The sequence below is a fragment of the Solibacillus cecembensis genome (genome assembly GCF_050272495.1).
GTDB lineage: Bacteria > Bacillota > Bacilli > Bacillales_A > Planococcaceae > Solibacillus > Solibacillus cecembensis.
The window spans coordinates 69844-92944 of record NZ_JBNNMF010000006.1 but is presented as its reverse complement, the minus strand read 5'-3'; the positions used below and the strand labels follow the sequence as shown (position 1 = coordinate 92944).

At 36.2% G+C, this 23101-nt stretch carries 20 protein-coding genes and 1 other annotated feature; of the genes, 7 read left to right on the top strand and 13 right to left on the bottom strand.

The genetic code is table 11. The features are described 5' to 3' along the window. Positions 1-100: 100 nt before the first annotated feature. The 3 genes from pgeF (at position 101) to ACQKIH_RS07190 (ending at position 2279) form a co-directional block, all read left to right on the top strand. Positions 101-859 carry a peptidoglycan editing factor PgeF gene (gene pgeF, locus ACQKIH_RS07200; protein WP_427764717.1) on the top strand — a complete coding sequence of 253 codons (759 nt, stop codon included), beginning with the start codon at positions 101-103 and terminating at the stop codon, positions 857-859. Positions 860-1110: 251 nt separating this feature from the next. Beyond that, positions 1111-1422 (top strand): hypothetical protein, encoded by a 312-nt coding sequence (locus ACQKIH_RS07195; RefSeq protein ID WP_427764537.1) that lies wholly within the window; start codon positions 1111-1113, stop codon positions 1420-1422. A gap of 281 nt (positions 1423-1703) precedes the next feature. Beyond that, complete coding sequence (locus ACQKIH_RS07190; RefSeq protein ID WP_427764534.1) at positions 1704-2279, top strand: YdcF family protein; 576 nt, start codon at positions 1704-1706, stop codon at positions 2277-2279. A 169-nt stretch (positions 2280-2448) separates the two neighbouring features. Here the strand turns inward: ACQKIH_RS07190 and ACQKIH_RS07185 are convergent, their stop codons facing one another. From ACQKIH_RS07185 to ACQKIH_RS07160, 6 genes are all read right to left on the bottom strand, one after another. Beyond that, the gene (locus ACQKIH_RS07185) at positions 2449-3201 is read right to left on the bottom strand and encodes a hypothetical protein (RefSeq protein WP_427764532.1); all 753 of its coding nucleotides are present in this window, start codon (positions 3199-3201) and stop codon (positions 2449-2451) included. Between the two features lie 509 nt (positions 3202-3710). After that, positions 3711-5060: an MFS transporter gene (locus ACQKIH_RS07180; protein ID WP_427764530.1), complete on the bottom strand. Its 1350-nt coding sequence runs from the start codon at positions 5058-5060 to the stop codon at positions 3711-3713. A 17-nt stretch (positions 5061-5077) separates the two neighbouring features. Continuing rightward, positions 5078-5527: a MarR family winged helix-turn-helix transcriptional regulator gene (locus ACQKIH_RS07175; protein ID WP_427764528.1), complete on the bottom strand. Its 450-nt coding sequence runs from the start codon at positions 5525-5527 to the stop codon at positions 5078-5080. Between the two features lie 284 nt (positions 5528-5811). After that, positions 5812-7095, bottom strand: a complete 1284-nt coding sequence (locus ACQKIH_RS07170; protein WP_427764525.1) for an Nramp family divalent metal transporter — start codon at positions 7093-7095, stop codon at positions 5812-5814. A 400-nt stretch (positions 7096-7495) separates the two neighbouring features. Further along, positions 7496-9286 (bottom strand): S8 family peptidase, encoded by a 1791-nt coding sequence (locus ACQKIH_RS07165; protein ID WP_427764523.1) that lies wholly within the window; start codon positions 9284-9286, stop codon positions 7496-7498. Between the two features lie 512 nt (positions 9287-9798). Continuing rightward, the gene (locus ACQKIH_RS07160; protein WP_427764521.1) at positions 9799-11460 is read right to left on the bottom strand and encodes an FAD-dependent oxidoreductase; all 1662 of its coding nucleotides are present in this window, start codon (positions 11458-11460) and stop codon (positions 9799-9801) included. 284 nt (positions 11461-11744) lie between these two features. On the opposite strand from ACQKIH_RS07160, the gene ACQKIH_RS07155 reads away from it, so the two are divergent. Beyond that, positions 11745-12743, top strand: coding sequence for an LLM class flavin-dependent oxidoreductase (locus ACQKIH_RS07155; RefSeq protein WP_427764518.1), 999 nt, complete (start codon positions 11745-11747; stop codon positions 12741-12743). Between the two features lie 100 nt (positions 12744-12843). Here the strand turns inward: ACQKIH_RS07155 and ACQKIH_RS07150 are convergent, their stop codons facing one another. The 3 genes from ACQKIH_RS07150 to ACQKIH_RS07140 form a co-directional block, all read right to left on the bottom strand. Next, a complete protein-coding gene (locus ACQKIH_RS07150; RefSeq protein WP_427764515.1) occupies positions 12844-14247 on the bottom strand; it encodes a serine hydrolase domain-containing protein in 1404 nt (467 codons plus the stop codon). A 156-nt stretch (positions 14248-14403) separates the two neighbouring features. Further along, the gene (locus ACQKIH_RS07145) at positions 14404-14529 is read right to left on the bottom strand and encodes a hypothetical protein (protein ID WP_427764513.1); all 126 of its coding nucleotides are present in this window, start codon (positions 14527-14529) and stop codon (positions 14404-14406) included. 638 nt (positions 14530-15167) lie between these two features. Next, positions 15168-15464 (bottom strand): excalibur calcium-binding domain-containing protein, encoded by a 297-nt coding sequence (locus ACQKIH_RS07140; RefSeq protein WP_427764510.1) that lies wholly within the window; start codon positions 15462-15464, stop codon positions 15168-15170. 168 nt (positions 15465-15632) lie between these two features. Here ACQKIH_RS07140 and ACQKIH_RS07135 point away from each other — a divergent pair, with 168 nt between their 5' ends. After that, a complete protein-coding gene (locus tag ACQKIH_RS07135; RefSeq protein ID WP_427764508.1) occupies positions 15633-16421 on the top strand; it encodes a GNAT family N-acetyltransferase in 789 nt (262 codons plus the stop codon). An 87-nt stretch (positions 16422-16508) separates the two neighbouring features. After that, positions 16509-16728, top strand: a binding site (T-box leader). A 59-nt stretch (positions 16729-16787) separates the two neighbouring features. After that, positions 16788-18224, top strand: a complete 1437-nt coding sequence (proS, locus tag ACQKIH_RS07130; RefSeq protein ID WP_427764506.1) for a proline--tRNA ligase — start codon at positions 16788-16790, stop codon at positions 18222-18224. 100 nt (positions 18225-18324) lie between these two features. On the opposite strand, the gene ACQKIH_RS07125 is transcribed toward proS, so the two are convergent. Together ACQKIH_RS07125 and ACQKIH_RS07120 are read right to left on the bottom strand one after the other, a co-directional pair. Beyond that, entirely contained in the window at positions 18325-19287 is a 963-nt protein-coding gene (locus tag ACQKIH_RS07125) for a S41 family peptidase (protein ID WP_427764503.1), read from the bottom strand. A 360-nt stretch (positions 19288-19647) separates the two neighbouring features. Then, positions 19648-20172, bottom strand: coding sequence for a DUF3841 domain-containing protein (locus tag ACQKIH_RS07120; RefSeq protein WP_427764501.1), 525 nt, complete (start codon positions 20170-20172; stop codon positions 19648-19650). 394 nt (positions 20173-20566) lie between these two features. On the opposite strand from ACQKIH_RS07120, the gene ACQKIH_RS07115 reads away from it, so the two are divergent. Beyond that, the gene (locus tag ACQKIH_RS07115) at positions 20567-21199 is read left to right on the top strand and encodes a hypothetical protein (protein WP_427764498.1); all 633 of its coding nucleotides are present in this window, start codon (positions 20567-20569) and stop codon (positions 21197-21199) included. Between the two features lie 114 nt (positions 21200-21313). On the opposite strand, the gene ACQKIH_RS07110 is transcribed toward ACQKIH_RS07115, so the two are convergent. Beyond that, complete coding sequence (locus ACQKIH_RS07110; protein WP_427764495.1) at positions 21314-21442, bottom strand: hypothetical protein; 129 nt, start codon at positions 21440-21442, stop codon at positions 21314-21316. Between the two features lie 343 nt (positions 21443-21785). Beyond that, positions 21786-22931, bottom strand: a complete 1146-nt coding sequence (locus ACQKIH_RS07105; RefSeq protein WP_427764493.1) for a DUF418 domain-containing protein — start codon at positions 22929-22931, stop codon at positions 21786-21788. Positions 22932-23101: the final 170 nt, after the last annotated feature.

Below are 23101 nucleotides of genomic sequence, written 5' to 3'. Positions count from 1 at the left end.
TCGGCCGCATTCCATCACCTACTATTTTCCTTTATTATAACAAATCCAATTCAACTATACAAAAAATGAACGATGCGCTATAGTACAGATGGTGATGAAAATGAAGCAAAAACTTTACGTTCAAAATGACAAAATAATTGCGGGCATTACACTAAAGGATGCCTCACTTACAGAACAAAATAATATGGCATTCAATGTGTGCCAAAATAAAATTACGGTTTTGGAAAATCGACAACAACTTGCCGATGTGTTGCAAACGGATGTGAGCCAATTTGTTTGTGCTAATCAAACGCATAGCGCCAATTTTTTAAAAGTGGAAAAACAGCATATCGGTTTAGGCGCACATAATTATGAAAGTGCCGTTTTGAATACCGATGCCCTTTACACGTTTGAAAAAAACATTGTCCTAAGTAGTTTTACAGCGGATTGTGTGCCAGTGCTCTTTTACAATCCAAAAATCGAGTTAATTGGAGCGATACACTCGGGTTGGCAAGGCTCTGTGAAGGAAATTACGCGCCATTTATTCGTGCATTTAAAGACAGATGAAGCTTGTCTTATGAATGATTTACACGTTTGGATTGGCCCTGCACTGAGTCAGGAAAAATTCGAAGTAGACGCGGATGTGTATGAACAATTCAAAGCACTCGGCTATGCGGATGATTTCATGTATTACAACGAAGCCTCGAATAAATATCATATTGACAATCAATTAACCGTACAAAAGCAATGTGAATTAGCCGGTGTGCCCGCTGAAAATATCCAAATTGATCCGATGTGTACGTTTTTAGATGAATCTGGTTTTTCCTATCGTCAATCGAAACAAGCCGGCCGCCATTTAAGCTTTATTATGCAAAAATAACAAATAGAAATTGCTATTTTGACTACGGTCGAGATAGCAATTTTTCTATTTTTTTTATTTCTGATGGAAATAGATTAGGTTTGTTTTAACCTTCCAACAAAGAAAAGTTGCTACACCGTTTAGATAGTCGATTTTTAAAAAAGGGAATTGATAAAATTTTACTATTATAATAAACTGAATATAAAAGTTGCCTTTCATACAGTTTTTGGATCCGTTACATTTAATTGGCGCATTATCAAAGGAGGGATTATATGACGCAATTACAGGCTTTTAAAACGATATTTATCGCATTACTTCTAATCGGGGTCATTGGATTCGGAATATTGTTTACGAATGTAACCGTTTCTGTAACAGTCGATTTACAACCTGAGCAAATTGTTACAAAGAATGAACAACACTATATTTTGTATAATGACCGAAAATTAATGCTTAACGAAGGTTCATTACAGCATATCGATTTGGATACATATCAAACATACAAATTAACATATTCATACAATAAACTATTTGCCGAAAAAGGTAAGGTTGAACGTCTTGAAGCATACGGAAAGCAAATGCCTTAAGCATTCAATTTTGATGCTACCTTTGAAATTGAATATACGGCGAAAAAACGCTATGAAAGTAATGTGATCGATTAAATTACAAATTAGCAAATGTTCTCAATAATAATAACCTTTCCATAGATACCGTTTACTAACATAAGTAAGCGGTTTTGCTGTTTCTTGAAGAGGAATTATGGCGAGTTAAAACGAAATCCCGTATTTAAAAATCATTTCACAACTTTTCTTAAATTAGAAACTTTATCTCCCCATATTTCGTAATACAATTGAAGGAGTGATTGTCCATGAAGAAATGGTTGTTCGCCGCTTTTGGTTTAACCTTAATAAGTGGTGGCCTTTTATACGTTTGGTTAGGAAATGAAATGGATCGTGGTGTTGAGAAAAAAGCAACTGGCGAAAATGAATACGCCATTATTTTAGGTGCTAAAGTCAATCCAGGCGGTGTGCCTTCATTAGCATTAGCGAACCGTTTGCAAGTCGCTACAGATTATTTACATAAATATCCTCATGTCATCGCAGTTGTATCTGGCGGACAAGGTGCGGATGAGGACCGAACTGAGGCATCGGTAATGAAGGACTATTTACTCGCAGAAGGCATCACACCCGAGCGAATACTTGTGGAAGAGGTAGCAACGTCTACATACGAAAATTTACTTTATTCCAAACAGTTATTACCTGAAGATGTGACGAATATTACGATTATATCGAATGATTTTCACTTAACACGAGCAAACTATTTAGCCGAGAAAATTGGTTTTCAAGCAGATGTCGTCGCTGCCCCTACCCCGAAAATTGTCGAGGCAAAAATGAGACTACGTGAACGTCTTGCACTACTCAAGACATATATCTTAGGTCAGTGAGTGTTTCAGCTACACACCTAACAAAGATACATCTTCTAGTGCATATCATAGATTTTGAAACGCGCTAATTGTATTAAAATTTGACTGGCAAGGTTTGCCGCTATAAAACAAGCCTATCCAAGATCAATAAAAATCTTAGATAGGCTTTTTATTTCTATGAATCACAATGTTATTTTTTAACGATTAATTTCCCTTTTTGCTCAAGAGCATTTAGAGTATATTGATTGCCCGCTCCCGTATGAATCGTTACCAGTTCCCCTTCATAGTTGTCATCAATATATATGAATAGATAACCATCCAACTCAGCAGCAACAAATTTCCCACGTTCGCCCTCTTTTAATTCTAATAAGCTGTACCCCGCAGTTGAATAATTAAAGATGGCAATTGAAGGTACATCATTAATCGTTAGAGCAAATGCCGTCAGTTCACCATCAATCCAGTAATCTTTATTGGTTAATTCTACCATTTCTTTATCTAATGAATAGGTTTCTCCATAATAGAATTCAATTTCCCGCCATAGCTCTTGCTGCGTTGGATATTCTGTATTTGACAAAGTGGCAATTTGAGATACATTTCCATCTTTATTAACACGTAATGTCACGCCCATTGAAGGTGTTTTCATATCATTAATTTCGAATTCACCGACTATATATCCTGGTTCATAATGTTGTGGAGAAATAGCGAACTGTTTATCGGGATATGTTTCCTCCAAATAAGCTTGAATTTGTTGAAAGCGCTCTGCATGCGTGTTCATTTTTATTGTAGGATAGTAGCAATAGTAGCCAGCAAAACCAATTACGAATGCAATTGAAATAACAATCGCCATCTTTTTTCGTTTTTGGAATATGAAACAGATTACAATGATCGCAAACAATACCCCAAAACCAAGTAGGAAAAAATAAATATTTTCAGCTGGATTCAACTTTCTCCCCCCTATATCAACTTTCTCACCAATTAACTGCACGTAAAAGCCGATAGATATATACTAATAATTAGTGTGAGATGGAGAAAATCTCCACGGATTAAAGTAACGCTTGATATAACCTATTTTTTCCTTTTAAGTATAATGCATCTTATATTGTGCTGCATATTAAAATATGAGAATATAATTAATCCCGAGAAAAAAAGCCCTTAAACCACTTACGCCGAACCATATCATAAGTAAAAAAGGTTATAGGATTTTAAAGAACCGAAGTAAAAGGATTCAAATGGAAAACTTCATCATGTCAATATCGATGATTAATAAAGTTTCAGAAGTTAGTTAAGAAGCGATTATATGGTTTATGTCACAACCACTTCCATTAGCGTAGTCAATGGAACCTAAAAAAGATGACGCCTGTAAAATACAGACACCACCTTCAAGTATCCAAGCTTTTTTTTAAATTCCCTTACAAGGGGTACACATTACAAAGTTATCGTATTACCCATCATTTAAGGAGATTTCAAAACTTCTCGCTTCTTCACTGTCTTTTCCAAAGTAAGGACAATTATCGCTAACACAATAACAATGGCTGCCAGAAGTAGTGCGTTGCTATAAGAGCTATAAGGAGAGATGTTCAATATATTCCAATGCCCAATTTTTAAATCAAGGAAACGACCGTATAATGAAATCCCGATAGCGGAAGCTAAGAATGTCATTAATGAGAATAAGCCCAGGCCAATTCCTATTTTCTCTGGTGGTAAAATTTGTGATATATAATTAGAAAATGCTGTTTGATTCGCTGTAAACCCTAAAAATACGAAAATGGCCATTAATGAAATCCAAATCGGAGAAAAGCCAACAAGTGTAGAAAGTCCTAAACAAGCGATAGCCATCAAAACAAAACTACATTGATTGACAAATTGGCTACCTTTTATTTGAATTAAACGGCCAACTTGTGAGCCTAATATAGCCGTAAGAAGCGCACCCGGGAATAAAACAAGCCCAATCCAATTAGTAGATAAACCGTTCGCTTTTGAAAGCATTAGCGGAAGGATAAATAGCGTTCCCATATAGGTGATCGTATTTAAAAAACTCATTAAAAGTACTAAGCTGAACGAGCGGTTTTTAAAAATTTGAATCTCGACAAATGGATCGGCAGTTCGCTTACTTTGCAAGTAGAAAATAAATAAAAGAACAGCTGCCACCAGAAGTAACCAACTAGAAACGTTGATTCCCATTAAAATTGCCGTGATCGCAAGCATAAAAATAATCGCACCGAGAATATCGAAAGTCCCAGTTTTTGTTTCTTCTTTAGGTACGTATTTAAGGAAAATAGGCAGTCCTAATAAACTTAAGAAATTAATTACGAATAATGATTTCCAACCAAACCAATCTGTTAAAAAACCACCCAAAATAGGACCAACTGCAGCCCCTAGTGCAACAATTGAAAAGACCATTGCGAGCATTTTACCACGGTATTCTGGTGGATAAAATCGAGGCCCCATAACCATACTTAATGATGGGAGCGCTGCTGCACCAAATCCTTGGATTATTCGTGCGACGATAACCCACCCAAAGTTAATGCTGAAAAATCCAATCAGTGAACCGATCATGAAAATGATGAGACCTATAACAAGTAAACGTCGAATCGGATAGATATCAGCCAATTTCCCAAAAATAACGGCACCGATACCAAACGTCAAACTAAATATTGAAGTAACCCAGCTCACTTCAGTAGGGGTTAAAAAAAATTGTTCGGCAAATTTCGGCAATGCAACATTCATCATTGTCGTATTCATAGTAGCGAATATGAGAATAAAACAAATAGAATAATTTAATCGTTTTAATTGATTACTCATGAATGACATCCTCCTGTTCAAATGTTTTCTATATTTTTTAAATGTAAAATTAGCTTAGAAAAAATCCCTGATAATTGGGAAATTTCTTCCTCGCTTAAAATAGAAAAGGCTTCCTGATTCCCAGCAATTCTCTTTGGACGTGTAGCTTCTAATGCATTCTTACCTTTCTCAGTCATAAGGACGCGGGTAATTCTACGATCCTTTGAATCCTTGTATAAATCTAAATAGCCTCCTTTTTTTAGCCGATCCACAACACCTGTGATTGCTTGTTTTGTCACTAAAGTATTTTGCTGGAGATCCCCCATAGTTAAATTAGGTGTAGCGTTTAACAGTGACAAAATCATGTATTGCTGTACACTGTTTAAATCTGCTTCCTGCGCATACTTGCCACCTAGTCTTTCCAAAATGTTAGCTACACGGACAATATCCAATATGGTGTTTGCCAGCTTGGTATCTTTATCTTCCATATTTCCTCCCCCTCTAAGTATAATTACTCAACATGTTGACTTTTTTAATCTTACCTACTTTCACCATAATAGTCAACATGTGGACAATCAATCTACGAAAAAAATTTCAACTTGTTATATTAAGTTTGTTAGCCAAAAAAATGCACATTACTAAAATTTACTTTTAGTAATGTGCATTTCAATAAATTGTGTAACATTATAAACAAGCTATGATGTAATAAAACATCCTATACAATTACTTGGCTTTAATCTTTCAGAGTGCAGTGGACATTCTTTTTTTACTATTAAATAAAAGTAAGGATTGTTTGGGCTAATAGAAAGATGTTTAGTGCAATGATGACCAATGCAATGAGCCAGGCAACGAATGTAGTAATCTTATGATTGACCAGACTGCCCATTATTTTCTTTTTGCTTGTAAAAATAATTAAGGGAATTAAGGCAAAAGGAATACCAAAAGACAAAATAATTTGGCTAATGACTAATGCTAGTGTTGAATCCACTCCAATACCAATCACAATAAGTGGCGGAATTACGGTGATTGTTCGTCTTAAGTAGATTGGAATTCGACGATTGATATACCCTTGCATAATAACATCTCCAGCCATCGTACCAACCGTAGAACTTGCGATACCAGAAAATAGTAAAGCCACTCCAAATAATATCGCAGAAAATGGTCCAATGAGCTCACCTAAATACGTAAAGGCCGCGTCTAGACTTTGTACACTGAGCCCATTGTGAAAAAATAATGCTGCAGCAACGATGAGCATACATGCATTCACCGTACCGGCAATAACCATTGCGATTAAAATATCGATAAATTCAAAACGAAAGATTCTTTTTTTCTCAGACTCATTACGCCCAATAATTCTTTTTTGTGTCAATGACGAGTGTAGATAAATTGCGTGTGGCATAACTGTCGCCCCTAATATACCAGCCGCTAACATCACACTGTCTACACCATCAAATTGAGGTGTAAAAAGGCCATGTAAAACCGCATTAGCATCTGGTTGGGAAAAGAATACTTGTAAAACAAATGAGATAACAACGATAAACACCATCCCAGTTATTCCAGCTTCAAGTGCTCTAACACCATGACGTTGTAATTCTAGAATAACGAAAGATCCAATTGCAGATATAATTGCAGCCGTGAATAGCGGTATCCCAAACAACAAATACAAGCCTAATGCTGCACCAATAAATTCGGCAAGATCCGTAGCAATTACAATCAGTTCCCCTTGAATCCACATGGCAATTGATACAGGCTTAGGCATGTTTTCTTTTGATACTTCAGGTAGGTTCTTACCTGTAGCAATGCCTAATTTTGCAGATAAAGTTTGAATGAGGATCGCCATTAAATTTGAAACAAGAACTACCCAAAGAAGTAAATAGCCATAATCGGATCCAGCACTAATATTTGTTGCAAAATTTCCAGGGTCAATATAAGCGACACCTGCTATAAAAGCGGGTCCGAGAAAAATCCAAAATCTTTTCAGCCGATTTGGAGAAGATGTTGCCTCCCTAAATTCTTTATACTCTGCATTTCCGCGTCTTTCCTCTCTTTCTTTCATGAGACCATCTCCTATTTTAAACTTTCGTTAGGGAATAAAAGTTTCTTTAAGGAAAATATATGCGCATTTTTTCAATATGTACATGACTTTTAAAAAAAAATAGTTTAAAATGATTAACCATCTTAATTAATGGATGGACAATCAAATTTTGACGAATTGGATTGAAGATTTAAAAACCTCACTTAGACTTATTTCAATAAAGTGCACCTAAAAGTTGAAGGGATTTTCTGTATCAAGAACATACTGGCCTCAGAAAGGTGGGCCCGCACAATAGGAAAGACCACCTGGCGCGGCAGGTGGTCTCGTATACGTTATTTAACTATACATTTTCCATGTGTCTCACAAACGCCCTCTGCTTTCTGTTTGCTTGTCTGTCAAGATGTCATGCAACTAATACTTCTCAGCGATTAGCTCTTTTAGATTGCTCAAAATTATATAGGAGTTGCATCGCCTCAGCATAACTTAATTGCTTCTCTAAATCGTAACTGACTTTGCCATCTTTACTTGTTCTACCATTAACAATTTTAAGATGGACTAACGTTTTCAGTGCATTATTTTCAACGACATCCCGTTCCCCGTAAAGCGCTGTATACCCTTCAAATAGCATTTCAAAGGCTTCTCCGCGCAATAGTTTGTCCTTAGTCATAGCTGCCTCATCCATAATGATACCTGCTTTTGTAGCGAGATCTATGAATTGTTTTTTTGTAATCGGTTGATCAAATGGATGACTTGAAAGTATTTCATCATTGATGAATCTGTTCTCATAAAACGAAGAAACTACATCTTTATACCATTTTCCCGATACCCCTTTAAATCGATCGACCTTGACTTTTGGTTCAGGTGTCAATTGGAGTGCCTTCGCAATATCAAGTCGACCATTGCCAAATGTAGTGTCTACTCCTTTGTCGCCAAGATCAACTGCAGAAGCATATAGCAATTCATAAACTTCCGTATTTGTCAACTCAGGATTTTTGGACAATATAAGAGCTGCTGCTCCTGCCACGATCGGTGTTGCCATCGATGTACCTGATATGCTCAAATTTCTTCCGTCAATTCCGGTTGAGAACACTTCATATCCAGGTGCAACGATATCCGATTTTTTACTTGAGTATTCCCATAATTCATCATCACCATCTACCGCACCAACGGCTATGACTTCCGGATAATTCGCTGGATAATTTGGAATTTCCTCCTCGGAGTTTCCTGCCGCTGCAATAAGGACGACGTTATTGTCAAAGGCATACTTTACTGCTTCTCTAATAATCTGAGAATCTCCATTGTTATCTTCGGCAAATCCGTTGCTCAAAATACTCATAGAAATGATTCTTGCCCCATGGTCGACTGCATATCGAATTGCCTTAGCAGTACTCTCTTCCGTTCTATCACTGCCTGTCTCATCCCAAGCATTTATAGGCATTAATGTGACACCTGGAGCAATCCCACTAATTCCAACACGATTGTTTTGTTGACCAACAATAATACCCGAAGTATGCGTCCCGTGATCCATTGGAACTGAATCTGAATCACCTAACATATTGACAGTGTCCATTGTTGCAGCTTTCAGATCAAAATTTTTAATATCAATTCCTTGATCTATAATCGCGACGATAATGTTCTGTTCACCAGTTGTTTCTTTCCATGCATTGATAGCATTGACTTGTGCGAGATGGTATTGGTACTTCATCTGTGGATCGTTATATTTAGTAATATCACTGTTATTCACCTTCACCCACTTCTGAAACCACTCATAATTTTGCTTAAGTGTACTATCATTTTTTATGACATAGTCTGTGATTGCTTGATCACTCAAACGAATTGAACTGATTGGCAATAACTTTACTTTTGTCGAACCTTCCGTGAAAGGTGGTGAATTACTGTTGTCGATAGTTATTGAATACGGATTATCGACAATTGCTGGATTGGCGTCTGCGTATATTTTTATAAAATAAGTACCTTTCTCAAGAAATGTTTGGATCTTTGATGTGCCATAAAATTCCAATTCATAGGCGTAGTTCGCTTGGCCCATCATCTCTAGTTGATCATTATAAAGCTCTAGCCTTAATGATGATGTTATATCCTTTTCCAGCATGGAAAGTGTGATGTCTATATCCGTTTTTTCAGTCACCCGCAACGTATAATAATCTACGTCTGTATTGTTCGAATTGATTGTGCCAGTGACTTGAGAGAACAAAGCTACAGGTGTTGCATATTTGTATGTATCCCCTGTTTCACTTTCATGTATTGGGGTATAATTATCACTTTCAGCGGAAGCAATGCTGGGAATGATGGATGTCGCGAAAACAGTAGTACTTAGTGCAACTGCGAATATTTTTTTCATGTTTAAAGCTCCTTTTTAATTGATGTTCTTATCGTTAGACGTGTGACCGCGCAAAAAAGTTTAAGATTAAAGGAGAAAACTTGATACGTGCTTGAAATTTAAATCAATTACGCCTCAGCGTAATTGCGTCCAGATTTTTTTCGAGCTTGCTCGAAAAACTTTGTGACATCCGCCGGGGTTTGAACCCCCCACTGAATAGAATTGTATATTCGGCATTCATCTCCCACTTATATAAGTAGGGGACTTCTGCTGAATTAAGTTAAAATAAGCGTTATTTGGTGATATTGGATTGAAAAATAAAAAACCGCACTTATACCCGTCACGGAAAACCGTATCATAGGTAAAGGCGGTTAAAGAAAAGTCTTTTATATTTTCTCTTTACAGTGCATGGAGGCTAAGTAACCAAAAGTCATACCCGGTCCTAATGTTGCTCCTGGTCCTGGATAAGATTGCCCCATGATCGATGCTGAACAGTTACCACAAGCGTATACATTATCAAATACGGTTCCGTCTTCTTTTACGACCCTTGCCCACTCATCCGTCACTACTCCACCCTTAGTACCGATATCGCCTGGATAAACTTTCATTGCATAATAAGGAGCTGCATTGATTTCAAGTAAATTTGGATTTGGTAACGTAGGATCACCGTAATATTGATCATGCGCGGTTTCTCCTCTATGGAAGTCTAAATCCTTCCTATTTTGAGCAAATTCATTGAATCGATCCATTGTATTTACTAAATTTCCTTTTGGCATATTTAATTTGTTCTCTAATTCTTCGACTGTATTTCCTGTTAAAACAATACCATTTTCGTAGTATTCTTTAGGGAAATCCTGCCCTGGGAATAATCCGGTAAAGATATACCTTTTCTTAGCTCGTGCATCTAAAATAATCCAGGAAGTAATCGCTTTACCACCTGTTTTTTCATTATGTTCATACATTTTATCAACGAATTCATGGTAAGGTGTCGGTTCATTAATATACCTTTTTCCGTCTTGGTCAACGATAATCATATTTGGAATGCCTCGATCAGCCACTAAGAAAAACGGCATGCCTAAATGATTAATGACAGTAGGTGCACCCCAAACTCTGTCCATTAAACCAAACTGAGCATTGAGTTTTGCAAATGGTTCAATAATATCCCCTGTTTGACCTTTTGGTGAACTTGTCCAAGTTACATCTTGTGGGCTTGGAAGATATTTTTCTCTCTTTTCTTGATTTCTAGAAAATCCACCTGAACCAAAAATTAAGCCTTTATTAATTTTAATTGATACTTTTTCGCCTTTATTATTTACGATTAAGCCGGTTACTTTATCATTTTCATAAATAAAATCAACAAATGGTGCTTCAAGCCAAATTTCACCGTTTAGATTTTTGTAAGTTAAAGCCATTCGAGCTATTAAAGCTCTTCCTAAAGAGGCATAATCTTTTTTGAGTACTTTATGCTTAATTAATCGCCAACCGAGTGTTAGGGAAGCTCTTTTCCCCGCCCAAGTTCTAGTAATCATATTCACTTTTACAAAATCTTGTCCTGTCATAACGAAACCTTTTGTATCCATTGTAGGTGGAAGAAGCATCGTCTTCCAATCTTGTAATTTATTCAAATCAATCACTTCGGGCTCGATCGACCTGCCCTTTCCTTTGCCCCCTGGATGTGTTGGGTAATAGTCAGAGTAATTTTTTGCATAGGAGAATCTCATATGTGGGCCTAAATTATGCATATAATCCAACATTTCAATTCCCTGTTTCAAATAAACTTCCTTCTTTTTATCACTCACTAAATCGCCAACCGTTGAATCTAAATATAATTTAGACTCTTCAAAACTATCAGCAACACCAGCATCAACTAAATATTTATTATTCGGAATCCATACACCACCACCTGATAAAGCAGATGCTCCTCCAAAATACTTTTCTTTTTCAATTAATAACGTTCTTAACCCTTCTTTTTTCGCTGTGATTGCTGCAGAAAAACCCGAGGCACCGGAGCCAACGACGACAACATCATATTCGTAATCCCATACCATTTATACATCCCCTTTTAGTATTGTCTCTTGACCTACCATTGCGAAAATCATAATAACTAGTGCTTATACTATCTCCCCCTATATGTACGGATTCAATTCAAAGTATATGATTAAGTTGGTATATATTATTAATGATTCGTATTTCGCTTTCACGAAAAGATTTGAAGGTTGTTTGGTTAAGCTAAAGTGGCCTATTACAAACCTAGAGAGGGGTATGTTGGTTCAATCATTTTACTTCCTTCATAAGTTTCGGTATTTTAAGAGTATGAAATGAGGCGGTAAACATGAAATTAAGTATATTAGACCAAGTGCCAGTTTCAAAGGGAATGACTTCCACAGAGGCACTGGCAAATAGCGTAAAAATTGCACAGCTTGGAGATGCAATTGGCTACGAGAGAATGTGGCTTGCAGAACATCATAATACAACGTCACTGGCAAGCTCTGCACCTGAAATTACGGCAGCTTACATAGCGGCGAAAACAGAACGCATCCGCGTAGGCACGGGCGGGATAATGATGATGCACTATTCCCCATTAAAAATAGCTGAAGTATTTAAAACATTAGCGGCATTAGCACCAAACCGTATAGATTTCGGTGCAGGAAGAGCTCCTGGTGGCGATGGACCTTCAATGACCGCGCTCGCAAGTGGACGCAGACCGGAAATGACGGAACAATATGATAAGCTAGAAATTATTTTAAACTTGATGAATGAGAAAAGTACTGGTGAACCGATTTACGATCAAGTTGTAGCCACACCGTTTAAAGTGACTTTACCACAAGCTTGGCTACTCGGTTCAAGCGGTCAAAGTGCAAGACAAGCAGGAACAGCAGGAATCGGCTATTCGTTTGCCCAATTTTTTAACGGACAAATGTCAAAGGCTATTTTCGATGCGTACCGCCATTCTTTCCAGCCTTCTTACTTTATGGAGAAGCCACAAATTATCACGACGTATGCCGTAAGCGTTGCCGAAACAACGGAAGAAGCCGAATATAATTCAATGCCGATGCAAATTATGCGCTTAAATTTAATGCAAGGTCGCCTACTCCCAACGATTACACCACAAGAAGCAAATGACTACCCACTGACAGAAATGGACAAGGCGATTTTAGATAAAAACCGTCCGCTCATGCTCATTGGCACAGCAAAAGAAGTCGCAACACAAATTTTAGAAGAGCAAAAACAATATGGTTTTGATGAAGCCATGATTAACTGCAATCTGTATTCCATTGACCAAAGATTAACTGCTTACCGTTTGCTTGGTGAGGAAATGTTGAAAAAATAATATGTAAATATAACAAGAGCACTTACCTGTTTTAGGAAGTGCTCTTGTTTGTGTCGTTAAATAAGTATTCGGTAGCAAACCTTCCAAAATACCTCTTTTTTTAGTTTCTCTTCGGTATAAAACGGCTGCCCTTAAATAACCCGCTTACTTTCCCTTGATCATCCATAATAAATTTTATTCTTTCACCTCCTGAAGTCATAAAACCATCTACCGTATAAGCCTTCATTTGAACTAGATTCTGTTGTACCTTCAACTGGATATGGTTGTCATATAATAAAATTTCGGCTTTTTGTCCCTCATCTGATTGATACATACCACTAAATTCTTTTAATTGTTCCTCAGAAAGCTTGTATTCTGTAAATTCCATACTCGTAACATCTGGTAATTGCAGTATGTGATTTAATGATGTAGTCGCCATTTTTTCTGCATTCGCCTCAGCGATATTCGTAAGTACCGATACCGTGATTCCCTGTTCTTTCGCGACTTTCATATGAGAAGAAACCCCCTTAATGCTACCACCATGCCCAAACACGGGTATTCCCGATAAACAATCTACTTGTAAGCCATATCCGTAATGAGCACCCGTTGGCATAGTTGCTTGAATGGAAATCATCTTTTGTACACCCTCTTTGGAGAGAATAATATTTCCGTTTACCATTCCATTAAGACGAAAAACTTCTAAATACTTCATCAAATCAGAACTAGATGTTTTAAGTGAGCCATTTGAATAAATATCCCCTACATCCCACCAAGCTGGTGAGTTGAAAACTGAAAGGTTATCTGCTTCTTTTCTATACGCATAGAGTTCCGTAACATTCTCAAAGCTCTTTAGGTCAGAAGTTAAGAAAAAGGAGCGATTCATTTCTAACGGCTGGAATATATTTTTTTGTACATATGTAATGAAGTTTTCTCCACTAGCTCTTTCGATGATTTCTTGCAGCAATGCATAGCCTTCATTTGAGTAGTTAAATAGTGAACCTGGGGGACCAAGTAATGCATAATCTGTTTCGTTCATGATCTCAATCAGTTCTGCAACCGTTTTAATTTTTCTATAGTTAGAGCCTAGTGACAAACTATCAAATAAATACTCTCCATGTGGATCACTCAAAATACTATTTGCCCTTGCACAGTTTACGATATTCATCCCTGGGAAACCGCTAGTATGCGAAAGTAAATGATGTATTTTCACTTTTTCACGATATTGTTCATTTGGTAGGTGGAGTTCAGGCAACCATTGAAGCATTTGATCCTCCACTGAGAGCTTTCCTGCATCCTCTAATTGCAAAACAGCTACAGCAGCTAATGATTTCGTAATGGAAGCAACGCCAAAAATCGTGTCTTTCGTAACAGGTAATTCCTTATTTACATCACGGTAACCATAATATTTCTCAAAAATCGGCTGTCCATTTTTTGCTATAATTAACGCCATCCCAGGAATATTAGCCGTCAAACATTTATCATGAAGCACCTCATCAAGTGTCGTTAGTATTTGTTGTGATATCATCTAGTCTATATCCCCTTTCAATTAATTGTTTAACTGCCCAGCACCAAATTGTTGTAACGACACTTTCTTTTTGATAGGAACCATGTGTTCACATAAAGGAAAATTTCTGCAGCGACGAGAACTGGTCGTTCCAAATTAGTTGACATGGTATTTACACTACCTACAATTGATTTTTTCTACAATTGGAATAATCGCTTTCGCAAAATCGGTTAACATAACATCTTTGGCATAATGTTTCTTTTCTGCATTTGGAATTTGAATTATAACTTCTAAATTTGACATACTACCACTTCTTTTTGATTTTTTAAATAAAAAACACATATTCGCCTACAAAAGGACGAGTATGTGTTTGTATACCCGTGGTTCCACCTAAATTTCTATCGGTAAATAACCAATTGCTCAAATGTACTTATAACGTAGTACAAAAGACATATGTTTCCATACGTTACTCAAGATGAGTAAAATTGATTCGGCATTAGGTAGCTTCACCATGTCTTCCCTCTCTGTAAATCGATCATCAAACCTCATATCACTATTTTAGCGTTTAAATGAATTTGAAATTTCAGATAATAATAAGCCGAAAGTTAGGAAAAGTCAATTTATATTTCTAGTAATTTGTACACCCGTAACATAGTGAAGTCCTTATGCCTCAACCTTACTATTCTTAATCAGATTTACATTCTCGAGACCAGGAAGTTTACGTAAAACAGAACTAAATAACCAATAAAGGCTATAATAATCATTGAGATACCACTATTCAGCGCTAGTCATTTATTTAATTACTTTTCCTATATATGCCGTCTCTACTCAAACGAAATGAGGTGGGGAATCCCTCATCTCATTTCGTTTCAGCATTTTTGATCCATGTCTACATCTACAATTTTTTCTGCACTGGGTATTTTATTTTTACCTTGGTCATTTTATTTTTCACATGCAATTCCATCTTTATCGTTGTCTAATTTTGTATTTAGCTTATACAAACTAGCACTTACAATGGCATTAGAATTCTTATACTCAGCCTTATTAGTTTTTCTATTTACAATTGTGTTTTTAGTACCTTTAGCTTTAGTGACTCCGTTTTTATATACATTATTTAAATCCTTACATGTTTTGTAGGAAATTTCTTTTGTTGCAGCCTCTACTGCTTGTGGAGCTGTTACAAGTGTATATGTTAATCCAATTGTTAAAACTGCTGATACCAATATTGATTTTTTCATTTAAATACCTCCATTTAGTAAATTAAACCATATAGGTAAATATTATAGCGGTTTTTATATTATTTGTGCACTAGGTACCTTATTTTTACTTACCCTATATTAAACACCCATTGACAAATTACATCATTTACCATATCATTCTATTAATTTTACATGAGGGGGGATATTATGATTCGATTGTTAACAGAAGCAGACAATGAAATTTGTATGGCTCTCGTCCAACAGCAGCCTGCTGAAAATTTATTTATTATTGGGGACATTGAGGCATATGGCTACGATCAGCCATTTCAAAAAATTTGGGGACAGTTTGAAATGGGTACACTAGTTGCGGTATTGCTCAAATATGACAGCAATTATATTCCATATGGACAGTGCTCTTTTGATGTAGATGGTTTCGCATCCATTTTTAATTCGGATGAAGAGGCGAAAGAGTTATCTGGTTTAAAGCACCTAATAGACCAATTAGAGCCCAAAATTAACAGAACGTTTACGAGTAAAAAAGAGCTGTATTACGCCAAATGCACCATGTTACAGCCTCTTTACCCTGCTGCTGAAATAACCGATGTGGAACTTCTAACATTAGATGCAATTGAGGAAAACATCGCATTGATTCATTCTATTCCCGAATTTGCGGGGAGCCCTTCTACTGTCGAAAGCAAGCTACGTGCGGAAGAAAACAAAACTGGGCGCACATACATTATGCGTGAAGATGGCATTATGGTATCCTCCGCCTCTACATCCGCAGAGAATCGTATGTCTGCTATGATTGTCGGTGTTGCCACACGTGAGGGCTATAAGAAAAAAGGCTATGCGTCAAAATGTATGCAAAAAATATGTGGTGAGCTGCTGGATGAAGGAAAATCGCTCTGCCTCTTTTATGACAACCCTGCTGCAGGTGCAATTTATAAGCGTTTAGGATTTGAGGATATCGGTATGTGGACTATGATTCGCTACTAAATTACATGTCCTCCCAGATTTCAATTTACTAAATATTCAAACCTAACTATTGAATTACATTAAAAAAATGATATAGTATTTTTTAATATTGAATCAATGATGTGATTAAGTAAATAAGAATTGTGAACTAGAGAATATAACCTTGGCTGTAAGTTATATCACCCCTTCTTATTGAATCCTACCACGGAGATGTTACGTAAAAACTAACTGGGTCGTTTCGTTACAAACGTATAGAGGGCACTTAATAATTTTTATTAATGTCGAACTAAGGTGGTACCACGTCTATCAGCATAAAGACGTCCTTTTTTAAGGACTCTTTATGCTTTTTTTATTTCAATCTTTTCACTTACTTAGGAGGAATTCAAAATGACTCAAAAAACGAATGATTTTTCAAAATGGTATATTGAAACAATTCAAAAAGCTGATTTAATGGATTATACTCCTGTGCGCGGCTGTATCGCATTTAAACCAGATGGCTATGAAATTTGGGAGCATATACAAGCAGAGATGGATAAACGTTTTAAAGAAACCGGACACCGAAATGCATACTTTCCAATGCTCATTCCAGAATCCTTCTTCCAAAAAGAAAAGGACCATATTGAAGGTTTTTCACCAGAATTGCCTTGGGTAACGGAAGCTGCAGGAGAAAAATTAGAAGAACGGTTAGCACTACGCCCTACTTCTGAAACAATGATTGGTCATTTATATTCAAACTGGATTAAAAGTTATCGAGATCTTCCTGTCTTGATTAATCAATGGGCAAATGTATTTCGCTGGGAAAAGAAAACTCTGCCATTCATTCGAACTTCTGAATTTTTATGGCAAGAAGGTCATACAGCTCATGTGGATGAAGAGGATGCACGGAAAGAAACGATGCAAATGTTAGCAATTTATAAGGAAGTTGTAGAGGGATTACTCGCCATTCCAGTATATGACGGGCAAAAAACACCATCCGAACGTTTCGCTGGCGCAATCGATACCTTCTCTATTGAAGCAATGATGAAGGACGGAAAAGCCGTACAAGCAGGTACTTCACACTATTTAGGCACAAAATTTGCGGAAGCATTTGATATTAAGTACTTAACAAAAGAAAATAAGCATGAATATGTGCACACCACATCTTGGGGAACTTCAACACGTTTGATTGGTTCTGTCATCATGGTACATGGCGATCAACAAGGTCTCGTTTTACCACCGAAAATTGCACCGACCCAAGTTGTTTTAATTCCAGCGGGCCCATGGAAAAAGAACCCGATAATTATGGAAAAATTAGATGAAATCTTTGCAGCATTAAAAACAAAAGGTATCCGCGTTCGTCTTGATGATTCTGATCAATCACCTGGCTTTAAGTTTAATGAGTGGGAATTGAAAGGTGTACCAGTACGTATTGAACTCGGTCCTCGTGATTTAGAAAATAACCAGGCTTTAATGAAGGCTCGTGATGAAGATGCGAAAGTTTCCGTATCTTTAGAATCCATTGTTGAAAGCATTATTAGTGAACTCGTAACAATGCAAACGCGCCTTTTCGAAAAAGCAAAAGCATTCCGCGCAGAACATTCACACCATTATATTGATACAATCGCACAATTAAAGCAACATCTCGTACAATCCGAACAAAATTCAACAATTCCTGGTTGGATTTTAGCAGGCTGGTGCGGAGACGATGCTTGTGAAACACAAGTAAAGGAACAAACAAAATTCACAACTCGAAACATTCCATTCAATCCACCACAAACAAAGCAAACTTGCATTCATTGTGGAAAAGAATCTAAGCATACAGTATGGTTTGCTCGTGCGTACTAACAATAACCTAGCTTGAAAATTGGATTATTTTATTTGTATTCCTAGTGTTAAATACGAACAAGAGCACCTACCATAATAGGAAGGTGCTCTTGTTCAGTATTTATTTTGTTAACCATTTTTTCGCATGTTCTAGTGGATCATCCGTTTCAACATCTGGTTGGACTGGATTGTCAAAAAATATTTTCCCATCCAACGTTTTATTATAAGCAACCGTTACATTAATCACGGCTTCATCATACAAAGGAAGTGTTACATTTGCAGAAGCATATCCTGCTGTGGGTTGACCAAATGTTTTTATATGTGGTTGTCCCATAAATGCCATTAACACTGCTTCCCCAGAACTTGCTGTTTGATTATCAATTAAAACGGCTACTGGCACATCCAGTTTAAATGGTGCGATATCAGTTGTAACCTGCGTGCCTCCTCCTATTGACTTCCCATCTTCTAATATAACACTCATACTATCTTCTAAAAATTCAAAGTAAAAAAGATCACCATCTTTTAAAAATGGAGAAATGGCAGTAACCATTGGTCCCATATCTCCTCCACTATTTCCACGAAGATCAACAATCGCTCCTTTTATGTCGGTGTTTTTTTGAATTTCTTTTAAGACAGTTTCAGCGTATTGTTTCCCGTTTGTAGTAGCATCTGAATGTTTTGGTAAATCTATAAGAAGCATGTCACCTTCACGCGTTACTACAGGCATCTCGTCTTTTATAGACAGAGTTTGTCGATTTTCTTTCGTCAGTAAAAAGGAATGCTTTCCTCCCCCCTCTTGCAAAGCCTCTTCAAGGATAGGATATACATCTTCATAAGTAATGGCTTTTTCCATTTCCTTTTCAAGTTTTTCTTTCGTTTCTTCCCACTTTTCACCTACTGCATAATAGCCATTAAATTCAATCATATCAATCGCTACTTTCCCATACCTCTCAGCGCTTGGCGGGAAAATATAAATTGGTTTGCCGAATTGTGCACCCACAACTGGACCGAACTGATAAACGAGAATAATGCCTATCACCACAATAATGCTCAATATAAACATTACCCACTTAATAAGTTTCAATTTCATCCCTACTTCCAATATGAAAAATTAGTTCCTCTTTAATTTTTGAATATCTTTCATATTAATAGACACCCTATTAAAATCTGTATTTATGTCTTACTCTTCTTATCCAATTCGAATAATAGAAACAAATATCCTCTTACTAGTTATATACATATTTATCACCTCTTAGTTAACTGAACTTTGATATATAATATTATTACGTAATACTACACGAATAAGATTCGCATTATTTAAGTTATTAACAATTTTCCGACAAACATTACTCCTCCTACAAACCGCTCGAATAAATAGCTTGCCACACTTATAAAATGGCTCAATCAAACTAGTTATCCATTCTCTAGTTGTCGCTCTTTTCCTCTACCGCGCAATAAATGTTTTGACAAGTTTCATTTGGTTAGCCATTACTTTTCCGGTTACGCCTTGTAAATGAAGCGTTCCTCCCCATCCTTCAGAACGTTTTAGCATCTCAATCTCAAAAATTAGTTCCCAGCTCTTATGTATTTCATCTAAAGAATAATCATGATCATCCTCATTAACATCTAAATCCAAGTATGCGTTATAAAACACAATATGCCACGCTTGAAACTCACTTAGTAAAACATCCCTCTCATCAAGCTCTACTTTTAAAAGGACGCCTTTTTCACCTTTTGCTAAATGACCGCTCCTTCTAAGATCCGGTCGTTCTGTCCACAGCCATATCGGATATTCTCCCGCATAATTTGGGAGCCGATTTTTCATTTGCATCATCATCCATTCGTACGGTTCCACAAATTCTTCCCAAATATATTCGGCACTTCCTGATAAATAACCGACATTTTGTACATCCTTCCATTTCTCCATTACTTGTATCGTCCAATAAGTTGCCATAATCGCTTTTTGCACCCACCTTTCTCATAACTCTGTTTTTGACAGCCATATATATATATTTACAATTCCCTTTATATACTCACTAGGGTATTTTGAAAAACCAATCATTTCCCGAGAAATAATATCGCACAAAGTACAATAAATTGTATTTCCAAATCATTAATCACGCTAAATTTTCTACTTGCTAACTTAATTAACCAAATATCCATATTATACAAACATTCCTGGTTATCACTCAAATTGTACGACCCTTTTCGTGACAGCAATCTAGTACGGCTCCTGTACTGGTAAGAATAAAAAATAGTTAATTGAAAAATTAATAGAATCTAGGTTATTTAACCATAACCTTTTCTTGAAAGTGAATAGATTATAACTGTAGTACATTTTAAAGGAAAGGAGGGAAATAATAATGTTAGATAAATATTATAAAGTCGCACAATTTGAGAATAATTCTAGTTTATTACAACAAATTGAAGCATTATATGGTGTTAAAGAAATCAATTTCGTTAATACGAAAGAAGAGATGATGGAAAAGTACTCAAACACGCTAAAATGTGAATCTTCAATTTGTGATAAACCATGTAAGCGCGAATTCACTACATGTTTTATTAAAGAAGCACCTTTAAATTTAGTAGCTGTTTCTGATGGAGTAAACCCTGTCGCAGATTTTTCAGACCTTCACTGTGTGATTAAACCATGTTTTACAAAAGCAACTATTGATATTTACGGATGTAAGCAAAAACATTTGAAAACAAAAGTTAACGCTGTTCACATTATTGGAAAGTTCGGATACTGGTTCAATTTTGAAGAAGTCTTTTTAAACAAATGTGAGAGAAGATTTGACTTTAGAACTGCAGCAGGTCAAGGAACAGGTTTCGTAGATCAAGTACTTTGCTATGTTCCAGAAAATGATTACGAATGTCCTGTAGACCTTTGCGATTCAAAAGTTGATGTAGATTTTAAGCAAGCCATTATTTGTGATGATAAACTTTATTTAGTGTATCACGTTAACGTAAAATTCCCAAAATGTAGTTCTTGCTAATCTGATGGGAATTTACAAAGAAACGAACGCAAAAATATTTTAGTTGATGTGGGTGCAAAATCTGTAAAAGTAATGGAAAAAAGGAATGAATCATTAAAATTCATTCCTTTTTTTTTATTTATGCCTCTGTTCTAAAATATACCTTTCTTTCATTTCCTTCTGAAAAAAAGAATAGCCATTTCGCCCATTTTCTTTAACAGCATAAAGTACGATATCCGCATTATTTACTAATTCATATGCCATTTCTCCATTGTGGGGAAAAACGGAAACTTCCATACTACAACAAAGTTTATATTGCGGTATAATAAATGGTAGGGATTCTTGAAAATTAGAGTGGATTCATTTGGCATTTTATTTCCCCCTTGCACTATGTAATAACCGCTAATCGTCAGTAAATTTATGAACTTTCAATTGATTTATCCTACTAGCTGCTATTTGGAAACCAGTATTATATAATTACTAATAACCGTTTATATAGTTATTTAAACCTAAATGATTTATAAACAAGTACATTGAAAATAATTTACATCAAAATGCCGAAACGCTCGTTAATGAACGTTTCGGCATTTTGCATATTTTTAAGTTTTCATTCCGGTTTCTGAGGCTTCTTAAAATAAATGAACCATCTTAAAATTGTTTCTACCGGTCCGAGTGAAAAACGCTTTAAATATAGTTGACTGATCTTTAGCTGAATCACATAGATAATGACCGATAACAGAATTCCAACAAAGACGCCTAATTGCCCAAACAATCCGAATCCGTAGCCATAAAAAATCGTTGTACAAATAATCGATTGCATTAAATAGTTCGAAAGCGATAATTTTCCGATTGGAGCAAAATAATGATTCATTTGCGTTTGATAGCGGTTAAATAACCATGCAAATAATGCTATATAACCAATAGCTAACACATATGTCCCTGCTGAATAAATAAATAAGCTGTACGGTGTATCAAAAATAATGATCCCTTTTAGCAATAGTCCTACTGGTACGAGAAGCGCCATTTTTTTATAGGTTTGCATTCCATTTTCTAGCTGTAAAAATGCGCCCTTTTTCGCCATGCCCATCCCGAATAATACGAATGGACCAACCATAAGGAAACTAACACCTAAAAAGAATAGCCATACAATTAGCAGCGTGATCAATAAGAATAGGCCACCAGCTCCAATAAAATCTCCAACACGTTGCATTAATATTTCTACATATGTACCGTCCTGATAAATCATAATATCCGCTGTAGTTAATGGCTTTATGAGTTGTAAAAAATTGCTACCAAAAAAGGCACCCACTCCGAGGATTACAGTTAAAATAGCGCCCCACACAAAATATGTTTTCACTTGGCGTTTTAAGAAAAACAATAATAAAATGAAAAGGGTTGAGCCATATGTTAATAAAACATCTCCTTCCCACAAAAATACAATATGCATCGCCCCTAATACGGATAAACCAACTGCCCGGCGAAACACGATATTTTTGTACTTTACCCCCGAAACTTCTCGAGATTCAACCATCTTCATCAAAACATAACCAAACACAAAACCAAAAATCGGATAAAATGATCCTTCTACAACAATTTTCACAAAATAATAACTTATTTGATTTAGCCCATTAGCCGATTCAATAATTTCTGCACCTGCCGAACCAAATTGGAAATGGAGCATATTCGCTAACAAAATACCAATTAGCGCAAAACCTCTCAATGCGTCCATCATATCTACACGTTCTACTTTCAATCTCTCACCCACTTTTTCGTAATTAATTATTATACGAATGTAGCGAAAAATAGTTTCATAATTATTGGAAAAAGTTGATTTATTAGGTTAATCAGCAAAATCCAAAGATGTAAAAGCTATATATTGTGTGATTAGTCGATGTAAGCATCATTCCATAACCTGGAGAAAAA